The organism is Chitinimonas sp. BJB300, from assembly GCF_002735695.1.
Classification (GTDB): Bacteria; Pseudomonadota; Gammaproteobacteria; order Burkholderiales; family Chitinimonadaceae; genus Chitinimonas.
Window position 1 is genome coordinate 13,783 of record NZ_PDZH01000048.1, and the last position, 19,402, is coordinate 33,184.

Annotated in this window: 22 protein-coding genes; 20 read left to right on the plus strand and 2 right to left on the minus strand. The window is 54.2% G+C overall.

Annotation, left to right across the window (positions count from 1 at the left end; all coding sequences use genetic code 11):
• Positions 1–17: 17 nt before the first annotated feature.
• The gene (aroQ, locus tag CSQ89_RS10085; protein ID WP_099406033.1) at positions 18–506 is read right to left on the minus strand and encodes a type II 3-dehydroquinate dehydratase; all 489 of its coding nucleotides are present in this window, start codon (positions 504–506) and stop codon (positions 18–20) included.
• Positions 507–719: 213 nt separating this feature from the next.
• Here aroQ and queA point away from each other — a divergent pair, with 213 nt between their 5' ends.
• From queA to CSQ89_RS10155, 15 genes are all read left to right on the plus strand, one after another.
• Positions 720–1,736 carry a tRNA preQ1(34) S-adenosylmethionine ribosyltransferase-isomerase QueA gene (gene queA, locus CSQ89_RS10090; RefSeq protein WP_099406034.1) on the plus strand — a complete coding sequence of 339 codons (1,017 nt, stop codon included), beginning with the start codon at positions 720–722 and terminating at the stop codon, positions 1,734–1,736.
• Positions 1,737–1,771: 35 nt separating this feature from the next.
• Positions 1,772–2,578: a metallophosphoesterase gene (locus CSQ89_RS10095; protein WP_099406035.1), complete on the plus strand. Its 807-nt coding sequence runs from the start codon at positions 1,772–1,774 to the stop codon at positions 2,576–2,578.
• Between the two features lie 66 nt (positions 2,579–2,644).
• The gene (gene tgt, locus CSQ89_RS10100; protein WP_099406036.1) at positions 2,645–3,772 is read left to right on the plus strand and encodes a tRNA guanosine(34) transglycosylase Tgt; all 1,128 of its coding nucleotides are present in this window, start codon (positions 2,645–2,647) and stop codon (positions 3,770–3,772) included.
• A gap of 227 nt (positions 3,773–3,999) precedes the next feature.
• Entirely contained in the window at positions 4,000–4,323 is a 324-nt protein-coding gene (yajC, locus tag CSQ89_RS10105) for a preprotein translocase subunit YajC (RefSeq protein WP_099406037.1), read from the plus strand.
• Between the two features lie 71 nt (positions 4,324–4,394).
• Complete coding sequence (secD, locus tag CSQ89_RS10110) at positions 4,395–6,218, plus strand: protein translocase subunit SecD (protein WP_099406038.1); 1,824 nt, start codon at positions 4,395–4,397, stop codon at positions 6,216–6,218.
• 18 nt (positions 6,219–6,236) lie between these two features.
• Positions 6,237–7,184: a protein translocase subunit SecF gene (secF, locus tag CSQ89_RS10115; protein ID WP_099406051.1), complete on the plus strand. Its 948-nt coding sequence runs from the start codon at positions 6,237–6,239 to the stop codon at positions 7,182–7,184.
• Between the two features lie 150 nt (positions 7,185–7,334).
• Positions 7,335–7,979 (plus strand): DedA family protein, encoded by a 645-nt coding sequence (locus CSQ89_RS10120; RefSeq protein WP_099406039.1) that lies wholly within the window; start codon positions 7,335–7,337, stop codon positions 7,977–7,979.
• A gap of 8 nt (positions 7,980–7,987) precedes the next feature.
• Entirely contained in the window at positions 7,988–8,860 is an 873-nt protein-coding gene (bioC, locus tag CSQ89_RS10125) for a malonyl-ACP O-methyltransferase BioC (RefSeq protein WP_099406040.1), read from the plus strand.
• Positions 8,860–9,552 carry a dethiobiotin synthase gene (gene bioD / locus CSQ89_RS10130; RefSeq protein ID WP_099406041.1) on the plus strand — a complete coding sequence of 231 codons (693 nt, stop codon included), beginning with the start codon at positions 8,860–8,862 and terminating at the stop codon, positions 9,550–9,552. Before bioC ends, bioD begins: the two co-directional genes overlap by 1 nt.
• Positions 9,553–9,728: 176 nt before the next feature.
• Positions 9,729–10,847: a cytochrome c oxidase subunit II gene (gene coxB, locus CSQ89_RS10135; RefSeq protein ID WP_099406042.1), complete on the plus strand. Its 1,119-nt coding sequence runs from the start codon at positions 9,729–9,731 to the stop codon at positions 10,845–10,847.
• Positions 10,848–10,871: 24 nt separating this feature from the next.
• Positions 10,872–12,500 carry a cytochrome c oxidase subunit I gene (ctaD, locus tag CSQ89_RS10140; protein WP_099406043.1) on the plus strand — a complete coding sequence of 543 codons (1,629 nt, stop codon included), beginning with the start codon at positions 10,872–10,874 and terminating at the stop codon, positions 12,498–12,500.
• Positions 12,501–12,509: 9 nt separating this feature from the next.
• Entirely contained in the window at positions 12,510–12,608 is a 99-nt protein-coding gene (locus CSQ89_RS23135; protein ID WP_222103427.1) for a cytochrome oxidase small assembly protein, read from the plus strand.
• Position 12,609: 1 nt separating this feature from the next.
• The gene (locus CSQ89_RS10145) at positions 12,610–13,179 is read left to right on the plus strand and encodes a cytochrome c oxidase assembly protein (protein WP_308418138.1); all 570 of its coding nucleotides are present in this window, start codon (positions 12,610–12,612) and stop codon (positions 13,177–13,179) included.
• Between the two features lie 8 nt (positions 13,180–13,187).
• Positions 13,188–13,397, plus strand: coding sequence for a DUF2970 domain-containing protein (locus CSQ89_RS10150; RefSeq protein WP_099406044.1), 210 nt, complete (start codon positions 13,188–13,190; stop codon positions 13,395–13,397).
• A gap of 229 nt (positions 13,398–13,626) precedes the next feature.
• Positions 13,627–14,478 carry a cytochrome c oxidase subunit 3 gene (locus CSQ89_RS10155; RefSeq protein ID WP_099406045.1) on the plus strand — a complete coding sequence of 284 codons (852 nt, stop codon included), beginning with the start codon at positions 13,627–13,629 and terminating at the stop codon, positions 14,476–14,478.
• A 232-nt stretch (positions 14,479–14,710) separates the two neighbouring features.
• Here CSQ89_RS10155 and CSQ89_RS10160 read toward each other — a convergent pair whose 3' ends face one another.
• Positions 14,711–14,917, minus strand: coding sequence for a twin transmembrane helix small protein (locus CSQ89_RS10160; RefSeq protein ID WP_099406046.1), 207 nt, complete (start codon positions 14,915–14,917; stop codon positions 14,711–14,713).
• A 49-nt stretch (positions 14,918–14,966) separates the two neighbouring features.
• On the opposite strand from CSQ89_RS10160, the gene CSQ89_RS10165 reads away from it, so the two are divergent.
• From CSQ89_RS10165 to CSQ89_RS10185, 5 genes are all read left to right on the plus strand, one after another.
• Positions 14,967–15,677 (plus strand): SURF1 family protein, encoded by a 711-nt coding sequence (locus CSQ89_RS10165; RefSeq protein ID WP_139022829.1) that lies wholly within the window; start codon positions 14,967–14,969, stop codon positions 15,675–15,677.
• Complete coding sequence (locus CSQ89_RS10170) at positions 15,674–16,246, plus strand: SCO family protein (protein WP_099406048.1); 573 nt, start codon at positions 15,674–15,676, stop codon at positions 16,244–16,246. Before CSQ89_RS10165 ends, CSQ89_RS10170 begins: the two co-directional genes overlap by 4 nt.
• A gap of 167 nt (positions 16,247–16,413) precedes the next feature.
• Positions 16,414–17,430 carry a COX15/CtaA family protein gene (locus CSQ89_RS10175; RefSeq protein ID WP_099406049.1) on the plus strand — a complete coding sequence of 339 codons (1,017 nt, stop codon included), beginning with the start codon at positions 16,414–16,416 and terminating at the stop codon, positions 17,428–17,430.
• A gap of 248 nt (positions 17,431–17,678) precedes the next feature.
• Complete coding sequence (cyoE, locus tag CSQ89_RS10180) at positions 17,679–18,593, plus strand: heme o synthase (protein WP_099406050.1); 915 nt, start codon at positions 17,679–17,681, stop codon at positions 18,591–18,593.
• Positions 18,594–18,597: 4 nt separating this feature from the next.
• A complete protein-coding gene (locus CSQ89_RS10185; protein ID WP_186293367.1) occupies positions 18,598–19,191 on the plus strand; it encodes an SCO family protein in 594 nt (197 codons plus the stop codon).
• The last annotated feature ends 211 nt before the right edge of the window (positions 19,192–19,402 follow it).

A 19,402-nucleotide genomic window follows, 5' to 3' on the forward strand; every position in this document is an offset into this window, starting at 1 on the left:
AAGTGCCCTGAATGAATTCAGGTTGACTGATTACGCTTGAGATAGTCAATCGCGTGTTCAAGCGCATAGCTGTAACCCGCTGCGCCCAAACCACAAATAACGCCCACCGCGAGATCCGAAAAGTAGGAGTGATGCCGGAAAGGCTCGCGGGCGTGAACGTTGGAAAGATGAACTTCGACGAAGGGCAACTTCACCATGGCCAATGCATCACGTAGGACAATGCTGGTATGGGTGAAAGCAGCAGGGTTGATAATGATAAAGGCGGTGCCGTCATCAAAGGCCGTATGCACACGCTCTATCAGCGCCGCTTCGCTATTGCTTTGGAAGTGGGTACAGACGTAGCCAGCAGCAGCCCCCTGGTCGCAAAGGCGGCTGTTGATGCTGGCCAGGGTGTCGGCACCATAATATTGTGGTTCGCGCCGCCCGAGCATGTTCAAATTCGGGCCGTGCAGTATCAGAATGGTGCTTTGCTGTCCAGCCAAATTGTGCAAGTTTGGCTCTGTCATGGCGGCGAGTTTGCCGCAGATAGCTGCACGTTGTCTATTATTCGACGAAAATTAAGTCAAGCATTTGCTCGAAAAATGTTTATTCTGACTAGCGGTATGCAGGCGGGCTGCGGCTTGTGAGGATAAATGGCCATTATCTCAATGGCGGAGAGTTGATTGGGGACGCTGTTATAATGCCGTTTTTTCCCCGTAGTTCGATTCATTTTCTACTTCATGCAGCTTTCTGATTTCGATTACACCCTACCGCAACGGTTAATAGCCCAATTTCCACCTTCCCAGCGTGGGGGCAGCCGTCTTTTGCACCTGCCATCTGAGAGGGGATTATTCGATAGGCAGTTTTCTGACCTGTCTGGGCTCTTACGGGCCGGTGACTTGTTGGTGCTGAATGACACTCGTGTGATCAAGGCACGCATGTATGGTCAGAAGGAAAGCGGGGGGCAGGTTGAAGCTATGGTTGAGCGTGTATTGGGACAGCATGAAGTGCTGGCCATGATTCGCGCCAGCAAATCGCCCAAGCCCGGTACATGGCTGGTTTTTGCGGGCCAATGGCGTGCTCAAATGTTGGGGCGGCAAGGGGAGTTTTTCCATCTGCGGTTTGAAAAGCCGGTGCTGGGTGTATTGGATGTGGCGGGCCAGCTCCCGTTACCGCCTTATATAGAGCATGTGCCCGATGGGGAGGATGCTGAGCGTTATCAAACTGTTTTTGCACGCGAACCCGGTGCAGTAGCTGCTCCGACTGCAGGACTGCACTTTACGGCAGCGATGCTTGATGCCCTGGCGCAAGCCGGGATTGATCACGCGCGGTTGACGTTGCATGTCGGTGCGGGCACCTTTCAGCCTGTTCGGGTGGAGAACCTGGCCGAGCACCGCATGCATCACGAACGTTATCAAATCCCGGCCGGGACACTTGCGGCGATTCAGGCAGCCCGTGCACGAGGTGGGCGGGTGGTGGCGGTGGGCACCACCAGCTTGCGGGCGTTGGAAGCGGCTTGCCAGCACGGTGACTTTGCTGAGCCCGAAGGGGATACCGACATCTTTATCACACCCGGCTATCAATTCCGGGCGGTTGATTCATTGATAACCAATTTCCACCTGCCAAAGTCCACTTTACTGATGTTGGTTTCTGCTTTCATGGGCTATGACCGCATGCGGGCGGCTTATGCGCATGCCGTTGCGGCCGAGTATCGCTTTTTCAGCTACGGTGATGCCATGTTGCTGGAGCGGCGTTAGGGTGATAATCGTCTTCCGTCTGCCATAATTTGTTTATGCCTGACTCCAATCCGGTGCCGCCGCGCATCGCATTTCTGCCGCGTAATGAAAGTGGTCGCGATTTTATAGTCGGTGATCTGCATGGTTGTCGGCGTGATTTGGATGTGCTGTTGGTATCCGTTGGGTTTGATCCGCGTCGGGGTGATCGGTTGTTTGCCTGCGGTGACTTGGTGGATCGCGGCCCGGATGCCATGGGCTGTTTGAATTTGTTACGTCAGCCATGGTTTTATTCGGTGCTGGGCAATCACGAGCAGATGCTGTTGAATGCGCTGGAAGGTGACGATGATGCAATCGCACTGTCTGTAGCCAATGGGGGTGGGTGGGCATTGGGGCGGATACTTAAGCGTGATCCTGTTTTGCTCGCGGCGGCTCAGGTGCTACGACGTCTACCGCATGTGCTAGTGGTTGGGCCGGGGACATTAGAGCGATTCAACTTGGTTCATGCGGCTTTGCTTGATTCCCCCGCTAGTAAGAAGCTTTACAAAGATGCCGATCTGGATGCGCGTTTGGCGAATGCTGATAACAAAGTAGTAGAACGCCTGATCTGGAGTCGTACCCTGGCTGATGAGGCTGCCGAGGCAGTTTTGGCCAAGAAGCCCGCCAGCTGGATAAATGGCTTATCAATTACGTACTGTGGCCACAATCCCGTGCCGCATCCGATTATCTTTCACTCGCATTGCCATATCGATACCGGTGCTGGTTATGAAGGCAACGTCAATGTGGGTCGCGTCGACAGCGGTGCGCCCATGCGGCTGACGCTGGCTGAGCACCGCGGTAACGATCCGGTCTTCCATACTCGCTAACACCCTATTTTTTACTTAACCAATCGCGCGCCGGACTGTGTATCTGGTGGCGTCAGGAGTATTGCCATGCCGGAAAACGGCTTGAAGTTCATCCTTAAAACCACAAGCCACGGCGCGCGACGCGGTAGCGTGGAACTTAACCATGGGGTGGTGGAAACGCCGGTATTCATGCCGGTGGGTACTTACGGCACCGTTAAAGCCATGTCACCGCTCGAGTTAAATGAGATCGGCGCGCAGATCGTTCTGGGAAATACCTTTCATCTATGGCTTCGACCAGGACTTGAGGTAATCGATGCCCATGGCGGCCTGCATGATTTCATGGGGTGGGATAAACCTATCCTGACTGATTCGGGCGGTTTTCAGGTATTCAGCCTGGGTGCGCTACGCAAAATTACCGAGGAGGGTGTGAAGTTTTCTTCACCGGTTAATGGCGACAAGCTGTTCCTTACGCCGGAAATATCGATGCAGATCCAGAAAAGTCTGAATTCCGATATCGTTATGATCTTCGATGAATGCACGCCGTATCCGGCCGATGAAAAAACAGCGGCTGCTTCAATGCGTATGTCAGCGCGTTGGGCGCGTCGATCCAAGGACGAATTTGAGCGGCTGGATAATCCAAATGCGTTATTTGGCATTGTGCAGGGCGGTATGCATGAGCGGCTGCGTGATGAAAGTTTGGCCGGCCTGGAAGAGATAGGTTTTCATGGCTATGCCATTGGTGGCTTGAGCGTTGGCGAACCAAAAGAAGAGTTCACCCGTGTCCTGGCCTATACCGCACCCAAGTTACCCGTCGATAAGCCACGTTATCTAATGGGGGTCGGGACGCCGGAAGACTTGGTGTACGGTGTGAGCCAAGGTGTGGATATGTTCGACTGTGTGATGCCAACACGCAACGCACGCAATGGGTGGCTTTTCACCCGCTTTGGCGATGCCAAGATCAAGAATGCCCGCTTTAAGAACGATATTCGTCCCTTGGATGAGAGTTGTGCTTGTTATGCATGCCAAAACTTCAGCCGTGCCTATTTACATCACTTGTTCCGTGCCGGCGAAATCCTTGGGGCCCGCCTTAATACTGTTCACAATCTACATTACTACCAGTGGCTTATGGCTGGTATGCGCGCTGCGATTGAAGCGGATGAGTTTGACCAATTTGTACAGCGTTTTCATGCGGAGCGCGCTCGCGGGGTCGAGTAATTTCGGCTGTCTGGCGGGTAGGCAGTGCGTAAATCGCATGCTGAACTACTTGATCACCTTGTAATCTAACGTGTTTGCATTCAGGGGGACTGGCCCCACATATACAGCGTGTTGTCTGCCCCACCTATCCGTTGGCTGTGCTGATAGGTGGATTTTGCTACCCGGCACAGCTAGAATGCCCCGCCTGATTTTCTTTATATGTACTTCTGTTTACCGAGATTCTTTTTATGCTGATCACCCCCGCTTACGCCGCCCCAGCTCAACCGGCTGGCTTTGAGCTGATGTCTTTCCTGCCGATGATCGTAATCTTCGTGCTGTTCTACTTCCTGTTGATTCGTCCTCAGCAGAAACGTATGAAGGAGCAGAAAGCCATGATTGACGCCGTTGCCAAAGGTGATGAAGTGGTTACCAATGGTGGGGTGCTTGGCCGTGTCATCAAAGCTGGCGAGCAATATCTCACCGTGGAAGTCGCGGATGGCGTTGAGATGGTGGTTCAGCGCGCTGCGGTTTCCGGCAAGCTGGAAAAAGGCACCCTCAAGGCGCAGCGCTAAATTGTTCACGGGCAGCCATCCGGTTGCCCGTTTCTTCTTTGGCCCTCGGCCGCACAGTCTGTTCCCCGCCCATGAATCGATATCCTCTCTGGAAATACCTGATCATCCTGGCTGCACTGGCGCTTGGGTTGGTCTATTCCGTTCCCAATCTTTATGGCGAAAGCCCAGCGGTGCAGATTTCTGGCGCGCGCTCCAGCATCAAGGTCGACAATGCCGTCATGGGCAAGGTCGAACAGCTGTTGAGTACGGCGAAACTGCCGCCGACCGGCCTGTTCCTTGAGGGTAATAGCCTTAAGGTGCGCTTTAAGGACGTGGAAACCCAGCTCAAGGCTAAGACCTTGATCCAGGAAAGCATGGGCGAGAACTATGTGGTGGCTCTCAATCTGCTGCCGAATACGCCCCCTTGGTTGACTGCGCTTGGCGCTCACCCAATGTTCCTCGGTCTTGATCTACGAGGCGGGGTACACTTTCTGCTCGAAATCGATATGAAGGCTGCGGTGGATAAGGCCTTTGAGCGCATTGCGGGCGATGTCCGGCGTGAGCTGAAGGACAAGAAGATCCGCGCTGGTGCCATCAAGCGTGGTACCAATGGTGTAGAAGTTCAGCTGCGTGATGCGGAAACACTGCGTGCCGCTCGTAGCGCCATTGAAAAAGCCCTGCCAGCCGTACAGATTGCTGAGCAATCCAGTGGTGGAAACTTCAGTCTCAAGTTGACGCTGACTGAGACAGAGTTGTTCCGTATCAAGACGGATGCAGTGAAACAAAATATTGCTACTTTGCATAATCGGGTGAACGAGCTTGGGACGACTGAGCCTGTTATTCAGCAGCAAGGTGTAGAGCGTATCGTGGTACAGCTACCCGGCGTGCAGGACACTGCCCGTGCCAAGGATATTCTTGGCCGTACTGCGACGCTGGAAGTGCGCATGGTGGAGGATGACCAATCCAAATTGGCTGAGGCGCTCAATGGCAACGTGCCGGCGGGTTATGAGCTGATGGATGAACTGGACCCGCGTGGCAACCGGCGGATCCTGGTAAAGCGCGATGTAGAGTTGACAGGTGAGAATATCAACGATGCGCAGGCAGGGTTCGATGACCACAATCAGCCTGCGGTGCATATCAATCTTGATGGTGGTGGCGCCAATATCTTCCGCCAATTGACAGCTGAGAATGTCGGCAAGCGTATGGCCATGATCCTGGTGGAAAAAGGCAAGGGCCAGGTTGTGACTGCACCGGTGATTCGTGGAGAGATCGGTGGTGGCCGGGTACAGATTTCAGGTTCCATGACTACTGCAGACGCCAATGACACCGCATTGCTATTGCGGGCTGGTTCGTTGGCTGCGCCCATGGAGATTGTTGAGGAGCGCACTATCGGCCCAAGCCTTGGGCGGGAAAACATCGAGAAGGGCTTTAACTCCACGCTGTATGGGTTTGCCGCCATCGTGGTGTTCATGGTTATTTACTACCGCGTCTTCGGTGTGACGGCGTCGATTGCCTTGGCTGCCAATGTGTTGTTCCTGATTGCGCTGTTGTCCATGCTGCAAGCCACGTTGACGTTGCCGGGTATTGCGGCTATTGCACTGACGTTGGGTATGGCCATCGACTCCAACGTGCTGATCAATGAACGGATTCGCGAGGAAGTACGCAATGGTTCACCGCCGCAAACCGCGATCAAAGCGGGTTACGAGCATGCTTGGGCCACCATTCTGGATTCGAACATCACTACCTTGATCGCCGGTGTAGCACTGTTGATCTTTGGCTCGGGTGCGGTGCGTGGTTTTGCTGTGGTGCATTGCCTGGGCATCCTTACCTCGATGTTCTCGGCCGTGGTGGTATCGCGCGGCTTGGTCAACCTGATTTACGGTTATCGCCGTAAAGTCAGCAAACTCGCCGTATAAGCCGGAAGAATTGCCATGTTGGAAATGTTCCATTTCAAGAAAGATATCCCGTTCATGAGCTACGGGAAGCTGACAACGACAATCTCGTTGCTCACCTTCCTCGTGGCTGTGTTCTTCCTGGGCTACAAAGGTCTAAACCTAAGCATTGAATTTACCGGTGGTACTGTACTGGAAGTGCGTTACAGCCAGCCGACCGACCTGCTGACAGTTCGCCATCAGGTCGAGTCGCTGAATTTAAGCGGCAGGAATACTGAGATCGTAGTGCAGGCCCTGGGCACCAGCCGGGATGTCATGATTCGCCTGCCGAATGTAACCGGCATCACCAGTGCCGCGCTCTCCGAGAAGGTCATGGCTGAGCTGCGCACGGGCGACCCAAAGGTTGAGCAACGCAAGGTGGAATTCGTTGGCCCCTCCGTGGGTGAGGAACTGGTCACGCATGGATTGACCGCGTTGGTAATCGTCTGCCTGGGCATCATCATTTACTTGGCCATCCGCTTCGAGTGGCGTTTTGCGGTATCGGCCATTATTGCCAACTTGCATGACGTGGTGATCATCCTTGGCGTATTCGCCTTCTTCCAGTGGGAATTTTCGTTAACCGTGTTGGCTGCCGTGCTGGCAGTGCTGGGCTATTCGGTGAATGAGTCAGTGGTTGTGTTTGACCGGATTCGGGAGAATTTCCGTAAGGCGGGACTGCGGGGCAAGACGGTGCCGGAAGTGATCGACAACGCCATTACCGCTACGATGAGCCGTACGGTGATTACCCACGGCTCTACTGAAATGATGGTGTTGGCAATGTTGTTCTTCGGTGGCGCCGCACTGCATGGTTTTGCCATGGCGTTGACGATTGGCATCGTGTTCGGTATCTATTCTTCAGTGTTGGTTGCATCGCCTCTATTGCTGCTGCTGGGCGTAACACGTGAGAACATGATCAGACCAGTCAAAGTCAAAGAAGAAGCGGTCGTTTAATCCGCGAAGTCATTGCTCTACCCCTCTGCCCGAGCTTGATGTGCGTACGGTTTGTCGTACCTGCGTCCTGCTTGGGCAGTTTGCCATTTGGCTTGTGTAAAACCAGTCATTAATCGACAAACCGTAGCATTTATGTAGTAGAAGCTGGCGATGGACTTTAATCTGATCGATATCATCCTCCACCTCGATGTTTTCCTAGCTCAGATGGTGAGCGAGTACGGCCCGTGGATCTACGTTATCCTTTTCCTGGTTATTTTCTGCGAAACCGGCTTGGTGGTGATGCCGTTTCTGCCAGGTGATTCCTTACTCTTTGTGGCCGGCGCCATTGCTGCAACCGGTGGAATGGACCCTTACGGTCTGGCAGCATGCTTGATTACGGCAGCCATTCTGGGGGATTCACTCAACTATCTGGTGGGTAGGCGTGCTGGGGAGCGGTTATTTGCCAACCCCGATTCCAAGATATTTCGCCGCGATCATCTCGATAGCACCAAGGCTTTTTATGGCCGCCATGGCGGGAAAACCGTCGCCCTGGCGCGTTTCCTGCCGATTGTTCGTACCTTTGCGCCTTTTGTAGCAGGCATGGCCGCTATGCCTTACACCAAATTCCTGTTCTTTAGCGTGCTGGGTACGTTGATCTGGGTAGGATCGCTGGTTACGCTCGGTTATCGGTTTGGTAGCGTGCCATTCATCAAGGACAACCTGTCGGTAATGGTTGTGGCGGTTGTGGCGATGTCCTTCCTGCCCATGCTGATCAAGCTGGTGCACGGGAAGTTGACTAGTCGTCGGACTGCCTGAGCAAGCGAATGGAAAGTTTTTACACCGACAAACAGCAAGTACGCCGCTCCTTCGAGCGTTCTGCCGCGGGTTACGATAATGCCGCGGTGCTGCAACGCGAGGTGGCCGATCGGATGTTCGAGCGGCTTGAGCTGGTCAAGCTTGCGCCTACCCGGATGCTGGATGCCGGCAGTGGCACAGGCTATGCCGGACCACGACTACGCGCTCGTTACAAGGACGCGCGTTTGGTGGAGTTGGACTTGGCATTGTCGATGTTGCAAGTGGCAGCAGGCAAGCTCGGGCTGTTGGAACGGGTATTTCAGAAGCGTAGCTGGCAGGTTTGCGCTGATCTGGAAGCGCTGCCCTTGGCGGACAATTCACTTGAACTTGTATGGTCCAGTCTCGCGATTCAATGGCTGAACGAGCCTGACACGGTATTCCGTGAATTCCACCGCGTTCTCAAGCCGGACGGCCTATTGATGTTCAGCAGCTTTGGCCCCGATACTTTGATTGAACTTCGGGGCGCTTTTGCCGAGGTCGATGCGAAGCCGCATGTGAATCGCTTTATTGATATGCATGACCTGGGCGATGCGCTTTCGCATGCTGGTTTTTCTGCGCCGGTAATGGATATGGAAAAAATCGTGCTGACCTATAGCGATATGAAATCGGCGATGCGCGATTTGAAAGCGATTGGTGCACACAATGTTGCAGTAGGTCGCCGTCGCGGCTTGATGGGGAAGGCCGCTTTCCAACGGGCAGAAGCTGCCTATGAAAAACTGCGCCGGGAAGGCAAACTTCCTGCAACGTATGAAGTCGTCTATGGGCATGCCTGGAAACCCGCGCCAAAGTTGGGTTTTGCGGATGGCAGGCAGGTCATCGAATTTCGTCCGAGAGCCAAATAATGGCGGGTTACTTCATTACTGGCACCGACACGGAAGTCGGCAAGACAGTGGCGACCTGTGCACTATTAGGTGCGCTGGTCAATTCAGGGCATCGGGTAGTAGGCATGAAACCGGTTGCCTCGGGTTGCAACCGTAGTCCCGCCGGTGAACTTGAAAACGAAGATGTATTGGCACACGCTGTTGCCAGCAATGTGCAGGCCGAGCGTGCCTTGCGTAACCCTTATGCATTTGAACCACCTATCTCGCCACACTTGGCGGCTACCGCGGCTGGCGTGACACTTGACCTGGATCTGTTGTGCGATCGATACACTCAGCTTGCAGAAATCGCTGACGTTGTGCTGGTCGAAGGAGCGGGTGGTTGGCTCGCCCCGTTGGATGACAGTCGCACCATGGCAGACTTGGCTGCAGCACTGGGTTTACCGGTGATTTTGGTGGTCGGATTACGGCTCGGTTGCCTCAATCATGCCATGCTGACGGTAAAAGCTATTCGAGACAGTGGCTTAGCATTGACGGGGTGGATAGCCAATTGTGTCGACCCTGGTATGGCCGCCCGTGATGCAAACCTGACCTACCTTGATACCCACATCTTGGCACCTCGGTTAGGGTTGATTCCCTACCTGTCAGCTGATAAAAGATTCGAATTTAATCAAGAGCAAATATTCGGTTTTTTACCAGAAATGCTTATCAAATAAGGACTTCGGGCGATTTTGTTCGTTGTAGCCCCATTACTTCCTCTGCTAGCATTGTGCGACTTTTTGCCGCAGCTCTGACGCTGGTCAACGTAGAGCGGTAAAGCGAAACGACGCCGGAATACCGGCGCAGAGGGAAAAGACGTCCGCGCCTGCGGGCGTGCCGTCATGGGGACAATATGAAGAACCGCGTATCCGGCTTGGCTGCATCATTGCTGCTTGCCATCAGTCACTCAGCCTTTGCCGACTACAAGCTCAATCTACAAACACCGGTCAACGATCTCGCACGCGAGGTCTATAGCCTGCATACCTTTCTGTTGGTGATCTGCACGGTTATCTTTGTTGTGGTGTTTGCGGTGATGTTCTATTCGATCTTCAAACATCGTAAGAGCAAAGGGCATAAGGCTGCCAACTTCCACGAAAGCACCACCGTGGAAATCATCTGGACGATCATCCCTGTCGTGATTCTGGTCGCTATGGCTTGGCCGGCCACCAAAGTCATCATCGCGCAAAAAGATACCCGGGGTACGGACATGACCATCAAGGTCACCGGTTACCAGTGGAAGTGGGGGTACGACTACTTGGATGAAGGCATCAGTTTTCACAGCCGCCTGAAGACGCCGCAGGACCAATACGAAAATTTCGCCGGTGAAAAGCCACAGCGCAATGACAACTACCTATTGGAGGTAGATAACCCTGTTGTGGTGCCGGTTGGCAAGCGTATCCGCGTGCTGCTTACCGCCAATGATGTGATCCATTCCTGGTGGGTGCCGGCTTTCAGCGTCAAGCAAGATGCAATTCCTGGATTTATCCGCGATACCTGGTTTCAAGCCGACAAGGAAGGTATTTACCGCGGTCAGTGCGTTGAGCTATGCGGTAAAGACCATGGTTTCATGCCTATCGTCGTGCATGTGGTCAGCCAGGGTAAGTACGATGCTTGGGTGACCGAGCAGAAGAAACTGGCGGCAGCCAGCCAGGACGACCCAAACAAGACCTGGGTGCTGGCTGACTTGAAAGCGCGGGGTGAGAAAGTCTACCAAGCCAACTGTGCGGTTTGTCACCAAGCTTCAGGCAAAGGGCAGGGTGCATTTCCTGCGTTGGATGGCTCAAAGATGGTGACCGGGCCCAAAGCAGACCAGATTAATTTGGTGATTAATGGTAAGAACGCCATGCCGGCTTGGGGCAAGACGTTGTCTGATACCGAAATCGCCGCTGCCATTACTTACACTCGTAATACTTGGGGTAACAGTACGGGCGAAGTGTTGCAGCCAGCTGAAATCAAAGCTGCTCGCAAGTAATGGCCGGATAAAGAGGACAAGAAGATGACCACCGTAACGCATGCTCCTGATCTGCCCCACGACGATCACCATGATCACCATCCTACCGGCTTGGCGCGCTGGTTGACGGCAACCAACCACAAGGACATTGGCACCTTGTATCTGTGGTTCGCCTTCACCATGTTTATTTCCGGTGGGGTGCTGGCCCTGTGCATTCGGCTGGAGCTGTTTTCCCCTGGCTTGCAATTCTTCCGCCCTGAACTCTTCAATCAGTTCACCACTTTGCATGGCCTGATCATGGTGTTTGGCGCCATCATGCCGGCCTTCACTGGCTTGGCGAACTGGCAGATTCCACTGATGATTGGTGCGCCGGACATGGCGTTTGCCCGGATGAATAACTGGTCGTTCTGGCTACTGCCGCCTGCCGCTTTGTTGCTGATGATCAGCTTCGTGGTGCCCGGCGGGGCAGCCGCTGCCGGGTGGACGTTATACGCGCCGCTTTCTACCCAGATGGGGATGGGGATGGACCTCACCATCTTCGCCATCCACATCATGGGTATTTCCTCCATCATGGGTGCGATCAATATTGTTACCACCATCCTGAACATGCGTGCGCCTGGCATGACCATGATGAAGATGCCGATGTTCTGCTGGACCACGCTGATTACAGCCTATCTTTTGATTGCCGTGATGCCGGTGCTCGCCGGTGCAGTCACCATGGTGTTGACCGACCGCCATTTCGGCACCAGCTTCTTTAATGCTGCCGGTGGGGGCGACCCCGTACTTTATCAACACGTCTTCTGGTTCTTCGGCCACCCCGAGGTCTACATCATGGCCCTACCGGCATTCGGTGTGGTCAGCCAGGTGATTCCGACGTTTTCGCGTAAGCCTTTGTTTGGTTATCACTCGATGGTGTACGCCACTTCTTCGATTGCCATTCTCAGCTTCATGGTCTGGGCGCACCACATGTATTCGGTCGGTATGCCCGTGACAGCACAGTTGTTCTTCATGTACGCCACTACGCTGATTGCCGTTCCCACCGGGGTGAAGGTGTTCAACTGGATCGCCACCATGTGGCAGGGGTCGATGAGCCTCGAAACCCCCATGTTGTTTGCGATTGGTTTTGTCTGCCTTTTCACCTTGGGCGGGCTGTCAGGCGTGGTGTTGTCGATTGCAGCGGTGGATATCCAGCTGCATGATACTTACTACGTCGTGGCCCACTTCCACTATGTATTGGTGGCCGGTGCGTTGTTCTCGCTGTTCTCGGCGGTTTACTACTGGCTGCCGAAGTGGACTGGCTATATGTACAACGAGAAGATGGGCAAGTTCCACTTCTGGTGGTCGATGATCTGGTTCAACGTTACTTTCTTCCCGATGCATTTTCTGGGGCTTGCAGGTATGCCGCGCCGTATTCCTGACTACGCTACTCAGTTTACCGAGTTCAATACCATGGCTTCGGTTGGGGCGATGATGTTCGGTTTCGGCCAGCTGATTCTGCTGTACAACGTTATTCATGCCATTCGTGGTGGTGTTGGCCCTGCACCGCAAAGACCATGGGAAGGTGCGCATACGCTTGAATGGGAAGTGCCGTCGCCGGCTCCCTTCCATACTTGGGAAACGCCGCCGCCGGTGGAACTGGTCGATAAACTGTCTGCCGCACAGAAGTTGCACTGAGGTAAAGCCATGCAAAACAAGAACCTGCGTACCGGTTTGATCCTTGCCAGCATCGCTGTTGCAATCGGTGTTGGTTTCGTGGCCCGTTTGTATATTTTGGGGCAATAAAGTGAGCCAGGAACTGCAAGGTGCAACCGGCGTCATGGCCGAAAACCGGCGCATGTTGGCCAAGCTCTTGGTGGTGGCCGTAGGTATGTTCGGTTTTGGTTTTGCATTGGTGCCGTTCTACGAACAGATCTGCCAGGCAACAGGCATTAACAATCTGCTGCGGCCTGATGAGGTGACCAACACCCAGGTTGACTTGCAACGCACGGTGACAGTGCAATTTGATGCCAATCTGCGTAGTGATCTGCCGTGGCGTTTCGCCCCCGAGCAAACCAGCTTGAAAGTGCACCCAGGGCAGCTTGTGCAGGTGATGTACGACATAGAAAGCAATGCAAATCGGACGATTGTAGGCCAAGCGATACCGAGCTATGGGCCGGCCAAGGCGGCAGAGTATTTCAATAAGTTGGAATGTTTCTGCTTTACCCAGCAGACATTCCGGCCAGACGAAAAGCGGCGCATGCCTGTTGTGTTCGTGGTCGACTCTAAGCTGCCATCCGATATTCACACCATTACGTTGTCGTACAGTTTCTTCGAGGTGGCAGGTACAGCCGCCGGCAAACCACCTGAAGCTTGAGGATTCTTATGGATAATCAGCCGCCCAAGCCCAGCATGAACCCATTCAAGGCAATCGGCGCTGTATTGGCGGCGTTTACCGGTATCCGCCGCGGAAAAGATTCCAAAGGGGATTTGCAGAAGCTATCTCCGGTGCAGATCATCCTGGCGGGTTTGATCTGCGCAGCAGTATTTATTGGCAGCTTGATTCTATTGGTCCGCAGCATTGTGCCGGCTTAGAACCTGTCTAAAGTCTCGCGAGCTAAGGCAAGACAAGGCGAAAACAGCCGAGGAAGCGGAGTTTACGAATGGTAAATGAGCATTCCGAGGGTGTTTTCAACGCGGTATTGCCGACGCGTAGCAGACTTTAGACAGGTTCTCAGGCAAACGATGCCTGATCAAGCTGAACCGAAATAAGAGGGCCGGACCAACCGGCGCATAAACGAGAACCCATCTGGGAGCAGACAATATGGCAACGCATCAACCCGATTATTTTGTGCCGCAGCCATCCAAGTGGCCCTTGGTCGGCGCTTTTGCGCTCTTCTTTATCGGCTTTGGCGCTTCAATGGCAGTCAATGGTGTCAGCATTGGCTTTGGCTCGCTGGCGGTGGGTTTCGCCATCTTGATCTACATGTTGTTTGGCTGGTTTGGCGATGTCGTGAAGGAGTCCCAGGGCGGCGTCTATTCCAACCGGGTTGATTTGTCGTTCCGTTGGGGGATGGGCTGGTTCATCTTTTCGGAAGTGATGTTCTTTGCGGCCTTCTTCGGCACATTGTTCTATGTACGGACCATCTCGGTACCGGAGCTGGGCAATATGGAGCACAAGATGCTTTGGCCGGAATTCCGTTCCATGTGGCCCACATCGGTAGCACCAAACGGCACTGAACCCTATGAGGTGATGGAGGCCTGGGGGTTGCCTGCGTGGAATACCTTGATCCTGCTGACTTCCGGTGTGACGCTGACGATTGCTCACTGGGGCCTGATGAAGAACAACCGTACCCAGCTTAAGCTGGGGCTGTTGGTGACGGTATTACTGGGGGCGTTCTTCTTAGGCTTGCAAATGTATGAGTATTCGCATGCCTGGGGTCATATGGGGTTGACCCTGGCTTCGGGTGTCTACGGCGCTACCTTCTACATGATGACGGGCTTTCACGGCATGCACGTCTTCATCGGCGCGCTGATGTTGGCGGTGATGTACTTCCGTTCCTTGAAGGGCCACTTTACGGCTGAACACCACTTTGCCTTTGAAGCGGCTGCCTGGTACTGGCACTTTGTGGATGTGGTATGGCTGATTCTGTTTGTGTTTGTCTACTGGCTATAAGGACTGGTGCCGGGTCTGCTGCGCGTCAGCGATACGGCGTTGAAAACATCCTCAGAATGCTCATTTACTCAATGTAAATTCCGCTTCCTCGGATGTTTTCGCCTTGTCTCGCTTTAGCTCGCGAGACCTTTAAGAAGTGTTAATCGTTTTGTTTGTGAGGAAACGCGGGAGTACGGATGAAAAGAAAATGGTGCAGCACTGGTTGCACCATTGTTTTGCGATTGGTATTTGTTTAGCCGCCGTTAACCCCATGCGGTTGGATGTAGCCGAATTTGGCGGCCAGCATCAGCAGCAGAAATAGCCCCACCGACATAGCTACCCGTACAGTGAGTGCCTTCACTGTTTTATCCGAACTGCCTTTGTGTTTGATCAGTGCAAAGAGTGCTGACCCAAGGGCGATCAGAATGCCGATGATCAGCAGAACGATGATGATTTTCATGGTGAGCCGGTAGCGGTAGTAACAAAAGTAAAGCTGAGTGTAGCCGCCCTTGTCTTCTCCTCGCCAGACCTTCTCATTCCCTTTGCGTCGCCCGACCTGGCTGATGGTATTGGTTACGCTGGTGTTTATTGCGTTGACCCTCCGCCTTGGCTATTGGCAGCTGGGTCGCGGCCAGCAAAAGGCGGCGATGGCGGCACTGCTGACGCAGCGTGATGCTCAGCCGGTGACGGCGTGGCAGGGTGAGTTGGGTGAGGCTGTTTGGCAACGACGCTTTCAGCTGACCGGGGTGTGGCAACCACAAGGGCAGATTTACCTCGATAACCGCGTTAGCCAAGGTAGGGCGGGTTTTCATGTTTTGACGCCGTTGGCTTTGGCTGATGGACGTTGGATGCTGGTCAACCGGGGGTGGCTGCCTAAACAGGTAGGCGTGCAGCCAATGGCACCGGTACCCGCAGGACAAGTGACGCTGATGGCACGCCTGATGTCGCCGCAGCAGCATTATGTTGAACTAGTCGCTGCGCAGGAGCGCGGACCCGTATGGCAAAACCTGGATTGGGCGCGTTATCGCCGGCTTGCTTCAGCGCCAATGGTGGCGACGCTGGCTTATCAGTTGGATGGTGAAGACAGCTTGATACGAGACTGGCCTGCGCCTGACCTGGGCGTGGAAAAGCACTATGGCTATGCCGGGCAGTGGTTTTTATTCGCAGCGCTGGCTGCGGTGTTGTTTATTGTTTTGCATTGGAAGCGACCTAAGCAATGAGTGCCCCTCTTAAGCAGGCCAAGAATGGCCGTCGTTGGACGTTGTTTGCCATACTGGCTGTCACCATTGCGCCTGTACTGGTGTCGTATCTGACTTACTACATCTGGAAACCTGCTGGGGGCAAGAGCTATGGCGAGCTGCTGCCGGTACGCCCGGTACCGACATTCAAATTAAGTACAACGGAAGGTGCGCCCGCAACCTTGGCCGACCTGAAAGGCAAGTGGTTGCTGGTGATGGCGGATAGCGCCAGTTGCGATCGCTCCTGCCTCGATACCTTGTATGCCTTACGTCAATATCGGCTTGCCCAAGGCAAGGAGATGGACCGGGTCGAGCGGATCTGGCTGGTGACGGATACCGGTCAACCCTCTGCTGCTGCTTTGAAACAGGCGGATGGCGCACAAATCCGGCATGCGCTGGAGCCCATCCCACTACCTAAGCAGCTTGATGACAGCATTTATCTGATCGACCCGCTTGGCAATCAAGTGATGCGTTACCCACGCACGGCTGAACCACGAAAAGTCATCAAAGAACTGACCGGGTTGCTAAAGAACAACGAAAACATCGGATAACCCATAAGGAATGTTGCAAATGCTCTGCTGGACTCGCTGCTTTTGCTTGTGAGGTCGGCAGCGCTTGCGAATCTGTGTAGGCTGTTTGCTCTAGGCCTTGCTGGCTGCGGGTTTACGCATCGCGTTTTGGCAAATTTTGGCTTTAATGCTTCACCGGTAGTGCGCTTATGTTCAAGAAACTTACCCTGTTGGCTGCTGTTTGGACTTTCTGCTTGATTGTACTCGGCGCGTATGTCCGTCTCTCTGATGCCGGTCTTGGTTGTCCTGACTGGCCGGGTTGCTACGGCAAGGTCACACCTCACCATGCCATCGAATCCATCAGTGCCGCCCACGCCGAACAGCCGCACGGGCCGGTGAGTCTGGCCAAGGCTTGGAAAGAGATGGTGCATCGCTATTTCGCCAGTACCTTGGGTTTCCTGATTCTGGTGCTGATGGTGCTGGCGGTGCGGCAGCGCAGAAAGTTGCGCCAGTCGCCAGCATTGCCCGTTGCCACCTTTTTCGTTGTCTGTTTTCAAGGCGCGTTGGGGGCATGGACCGTTACCATGTTGCTCAAGCCGGCTATCGTCACCTCGCACCTGATTGGCGGCATGACGCTGTTGGCGATGCTGGTATGGCTGACGCTACGGCAACGCGACTGGTCGGTTGCCCGGCCAGAGTTGCCCGACTTCCGCCTTCAGGCTTTCTTGGGGCTGGTGATCTTGTCCTGCCAGATCATCCTGGGTGGATGGGTGAGCACCAATTATGCCGCCTTGGCCTGTACTGACTTCCCTTCCTGCCAGGGCAGCCTATTGCCCACCATGGATTTCAACGATGCCTTCCACGTGCTACGCGAACTGGGCCAGGCACCCGATGGCAGTATGTTGACCATGGCGAATCTGACGGCGATTCATTGGCTGCATCGTGTGGGTGCGCTGATTACCTTCTGTTATCTCATCTGGTTGAGTTGGCGTTTATATCGCCAAAAGGTTTTGCGTGGTCTGGTAGGTAGCATTGTGGTGGCGCTGGTGCTGCAGGTGTCGCTTGGAATTGGCAATGTGGTCTTGCATCTGCCACTGCCGGTGGCCGTCTTGCATAACGCTGGGGCTGCCTTGTTGCTGGTGTTGCTGGTGTGTTTGAACTTTCGTCTTGCCTCTGGTCGCCCGGCGCCGATGGTGCCGCAACCGATTCATAGTCTCGCGAGCTAGTGCAGTACAAGGTGAAGACAGTCGGGGGCATTTCGAAGGTGTTTTCAACGCAGTAAAGCTGGTGCCCAGCAGGCATTGAACCAGTTCTATGCACCTATTCGTACCCTTTGTCGGGATAGATACTGCTCGGCATCCTCAGGTTGTTCCCACCTTGCTCTGTATTGATTGGTAAGCGGCTAGGTACGGTGCAGATGCACGCCGCGTAACCCTGGCAGGGCAGGGTGTTATTTGAAGCTAAGAATGGAGTCATGATGAGTACTGCAATTCTGCGTAAGGCGCCGCCATCGTTGCGGGCAAGTTTGCGTGAATTCCTGGCGCTCACCAAACCCAGGGTGGTGGCGCTGATTGTGTTCTGTGCTGTCATCGGGATGTTCCTGGCTATGCCGGTACTTCCCCCCTTACTGCCTGTGTTGGCGGGCACCGTGGGTATTGCCTTGGTGGCGGGGGCTGCGGCAGCTGTCAACTGCCTCGTGGAACAGAAGATCGACGCTGTAATGGCGCGTACTCGGGCCCGTCCACTGCCCCGGGGCCAGGTGACCAGCCAGCAAACTATCTTGTTTGCCAGCGTGGTAGGGGGCTTTGGCCTTTGGTTGCTGTATACCTTGGTCAACCCATTGACGATGTGGCTGACCTTGGCCACCTTTGTTGGGTACGCCGTCATCTATACCTTGGTTCTCAAGCCTAATACACCGCAAAACATCGTTATTGGTGGGGCTTCGGGCGCGATGCCGCCTATCCTGGGCTGGGCGGCTGTTACGGGCACCGTTAGCCACGATGCCTTGATTCTCTTCCTGATTATCTTTACCTGGACGCCACCTCACTTCTGGGCATTGGCGCTGTACCGGCGGGAAGAGTATGCCAAGGCAGGCTTGCCGATGCTGCCTGTAACCCATGGTGAAGCTTTCACCCGCTTGCATGTGCTGCTCTACACCCTTATTCTCACCGCGGTCACGTTGCTGCCGGTCGCTACTGGCATGGCAGGCTGGATCTACCTGCTTGCTGCGTTGGTGTTGGATGCCGTCTTCCTGGCTTACGCTTGGCGTATCTGGCGCAAATATTCAGATGCGTTGGCCCGTAGCGCTTTCCGCTATTCCATCCTCTATTTGTCGTTGCTGTTCGCGGCATTACTGCTCGACCACTACTTGCCCTATCCCTTGGTATAAAACCATGCGTCGATCCATTATTACCGCTACCCTGTTGGGGTTGTTGCTGGGCCTGACCAGTTGCAGCCAACAGCCCAAGCCGGCTTTTCAATCCACCGATGTCACTGGTGCGCCTATTGGGGGTGAGTTCCGTCTGACCGGTCATGATGGCAAGCCACGGAATCTTTCCGATTTCAAGGGCAAGGCGGTAGTGCTGTTTTTTGGCTTTACCCATTGTCCAGATGTCTGCCCGACAACGATGAGTGAGCTGGCGATTGCCATGAAGCAGCTGGGGGAAAAAGCGAACCAAGTGCAGGTGTTGTTCGTCAGCGTTGACCCAGAGCGTGATACGCCAGCCTTGTTGAGCCAATATGTACCCGCATTTAATCCCAGCTTTCTCGGGCTTACCGGCACCCAGGCTGAAATACGCACGGTGGCGGATAAATTCAAGATTGTTTATCAGAAGTCGGCAGCGAATGGTTCGGGCGGTACCAGCAGCTATACGGTCGACCATAGCGCTGGTTCATATATTCTTGATAAACAGGGCCAATTGAGGCTATTCGTCAACTATGGTGCGGGTAGTTCTGTGTTTGCACACGATTTAGCACTATTACTCTAGGCATGGCTGGCTAATAACCTGTCTAAAATCTCACGAGCCAGGGCAAGACAAAGCGAAAGCTGCCGAGGAAGCGGCATTTACTATCTGATGTTACGCAGTGCATACGCTAACCTGTCGCCATGAAGAACAAAGAACTCGATTTGTACACCGACTATTTGCTGAGCACGTTTGGCGCGGCGACAGCAACGGGCTTGTCGGCGATGGTAGGTGG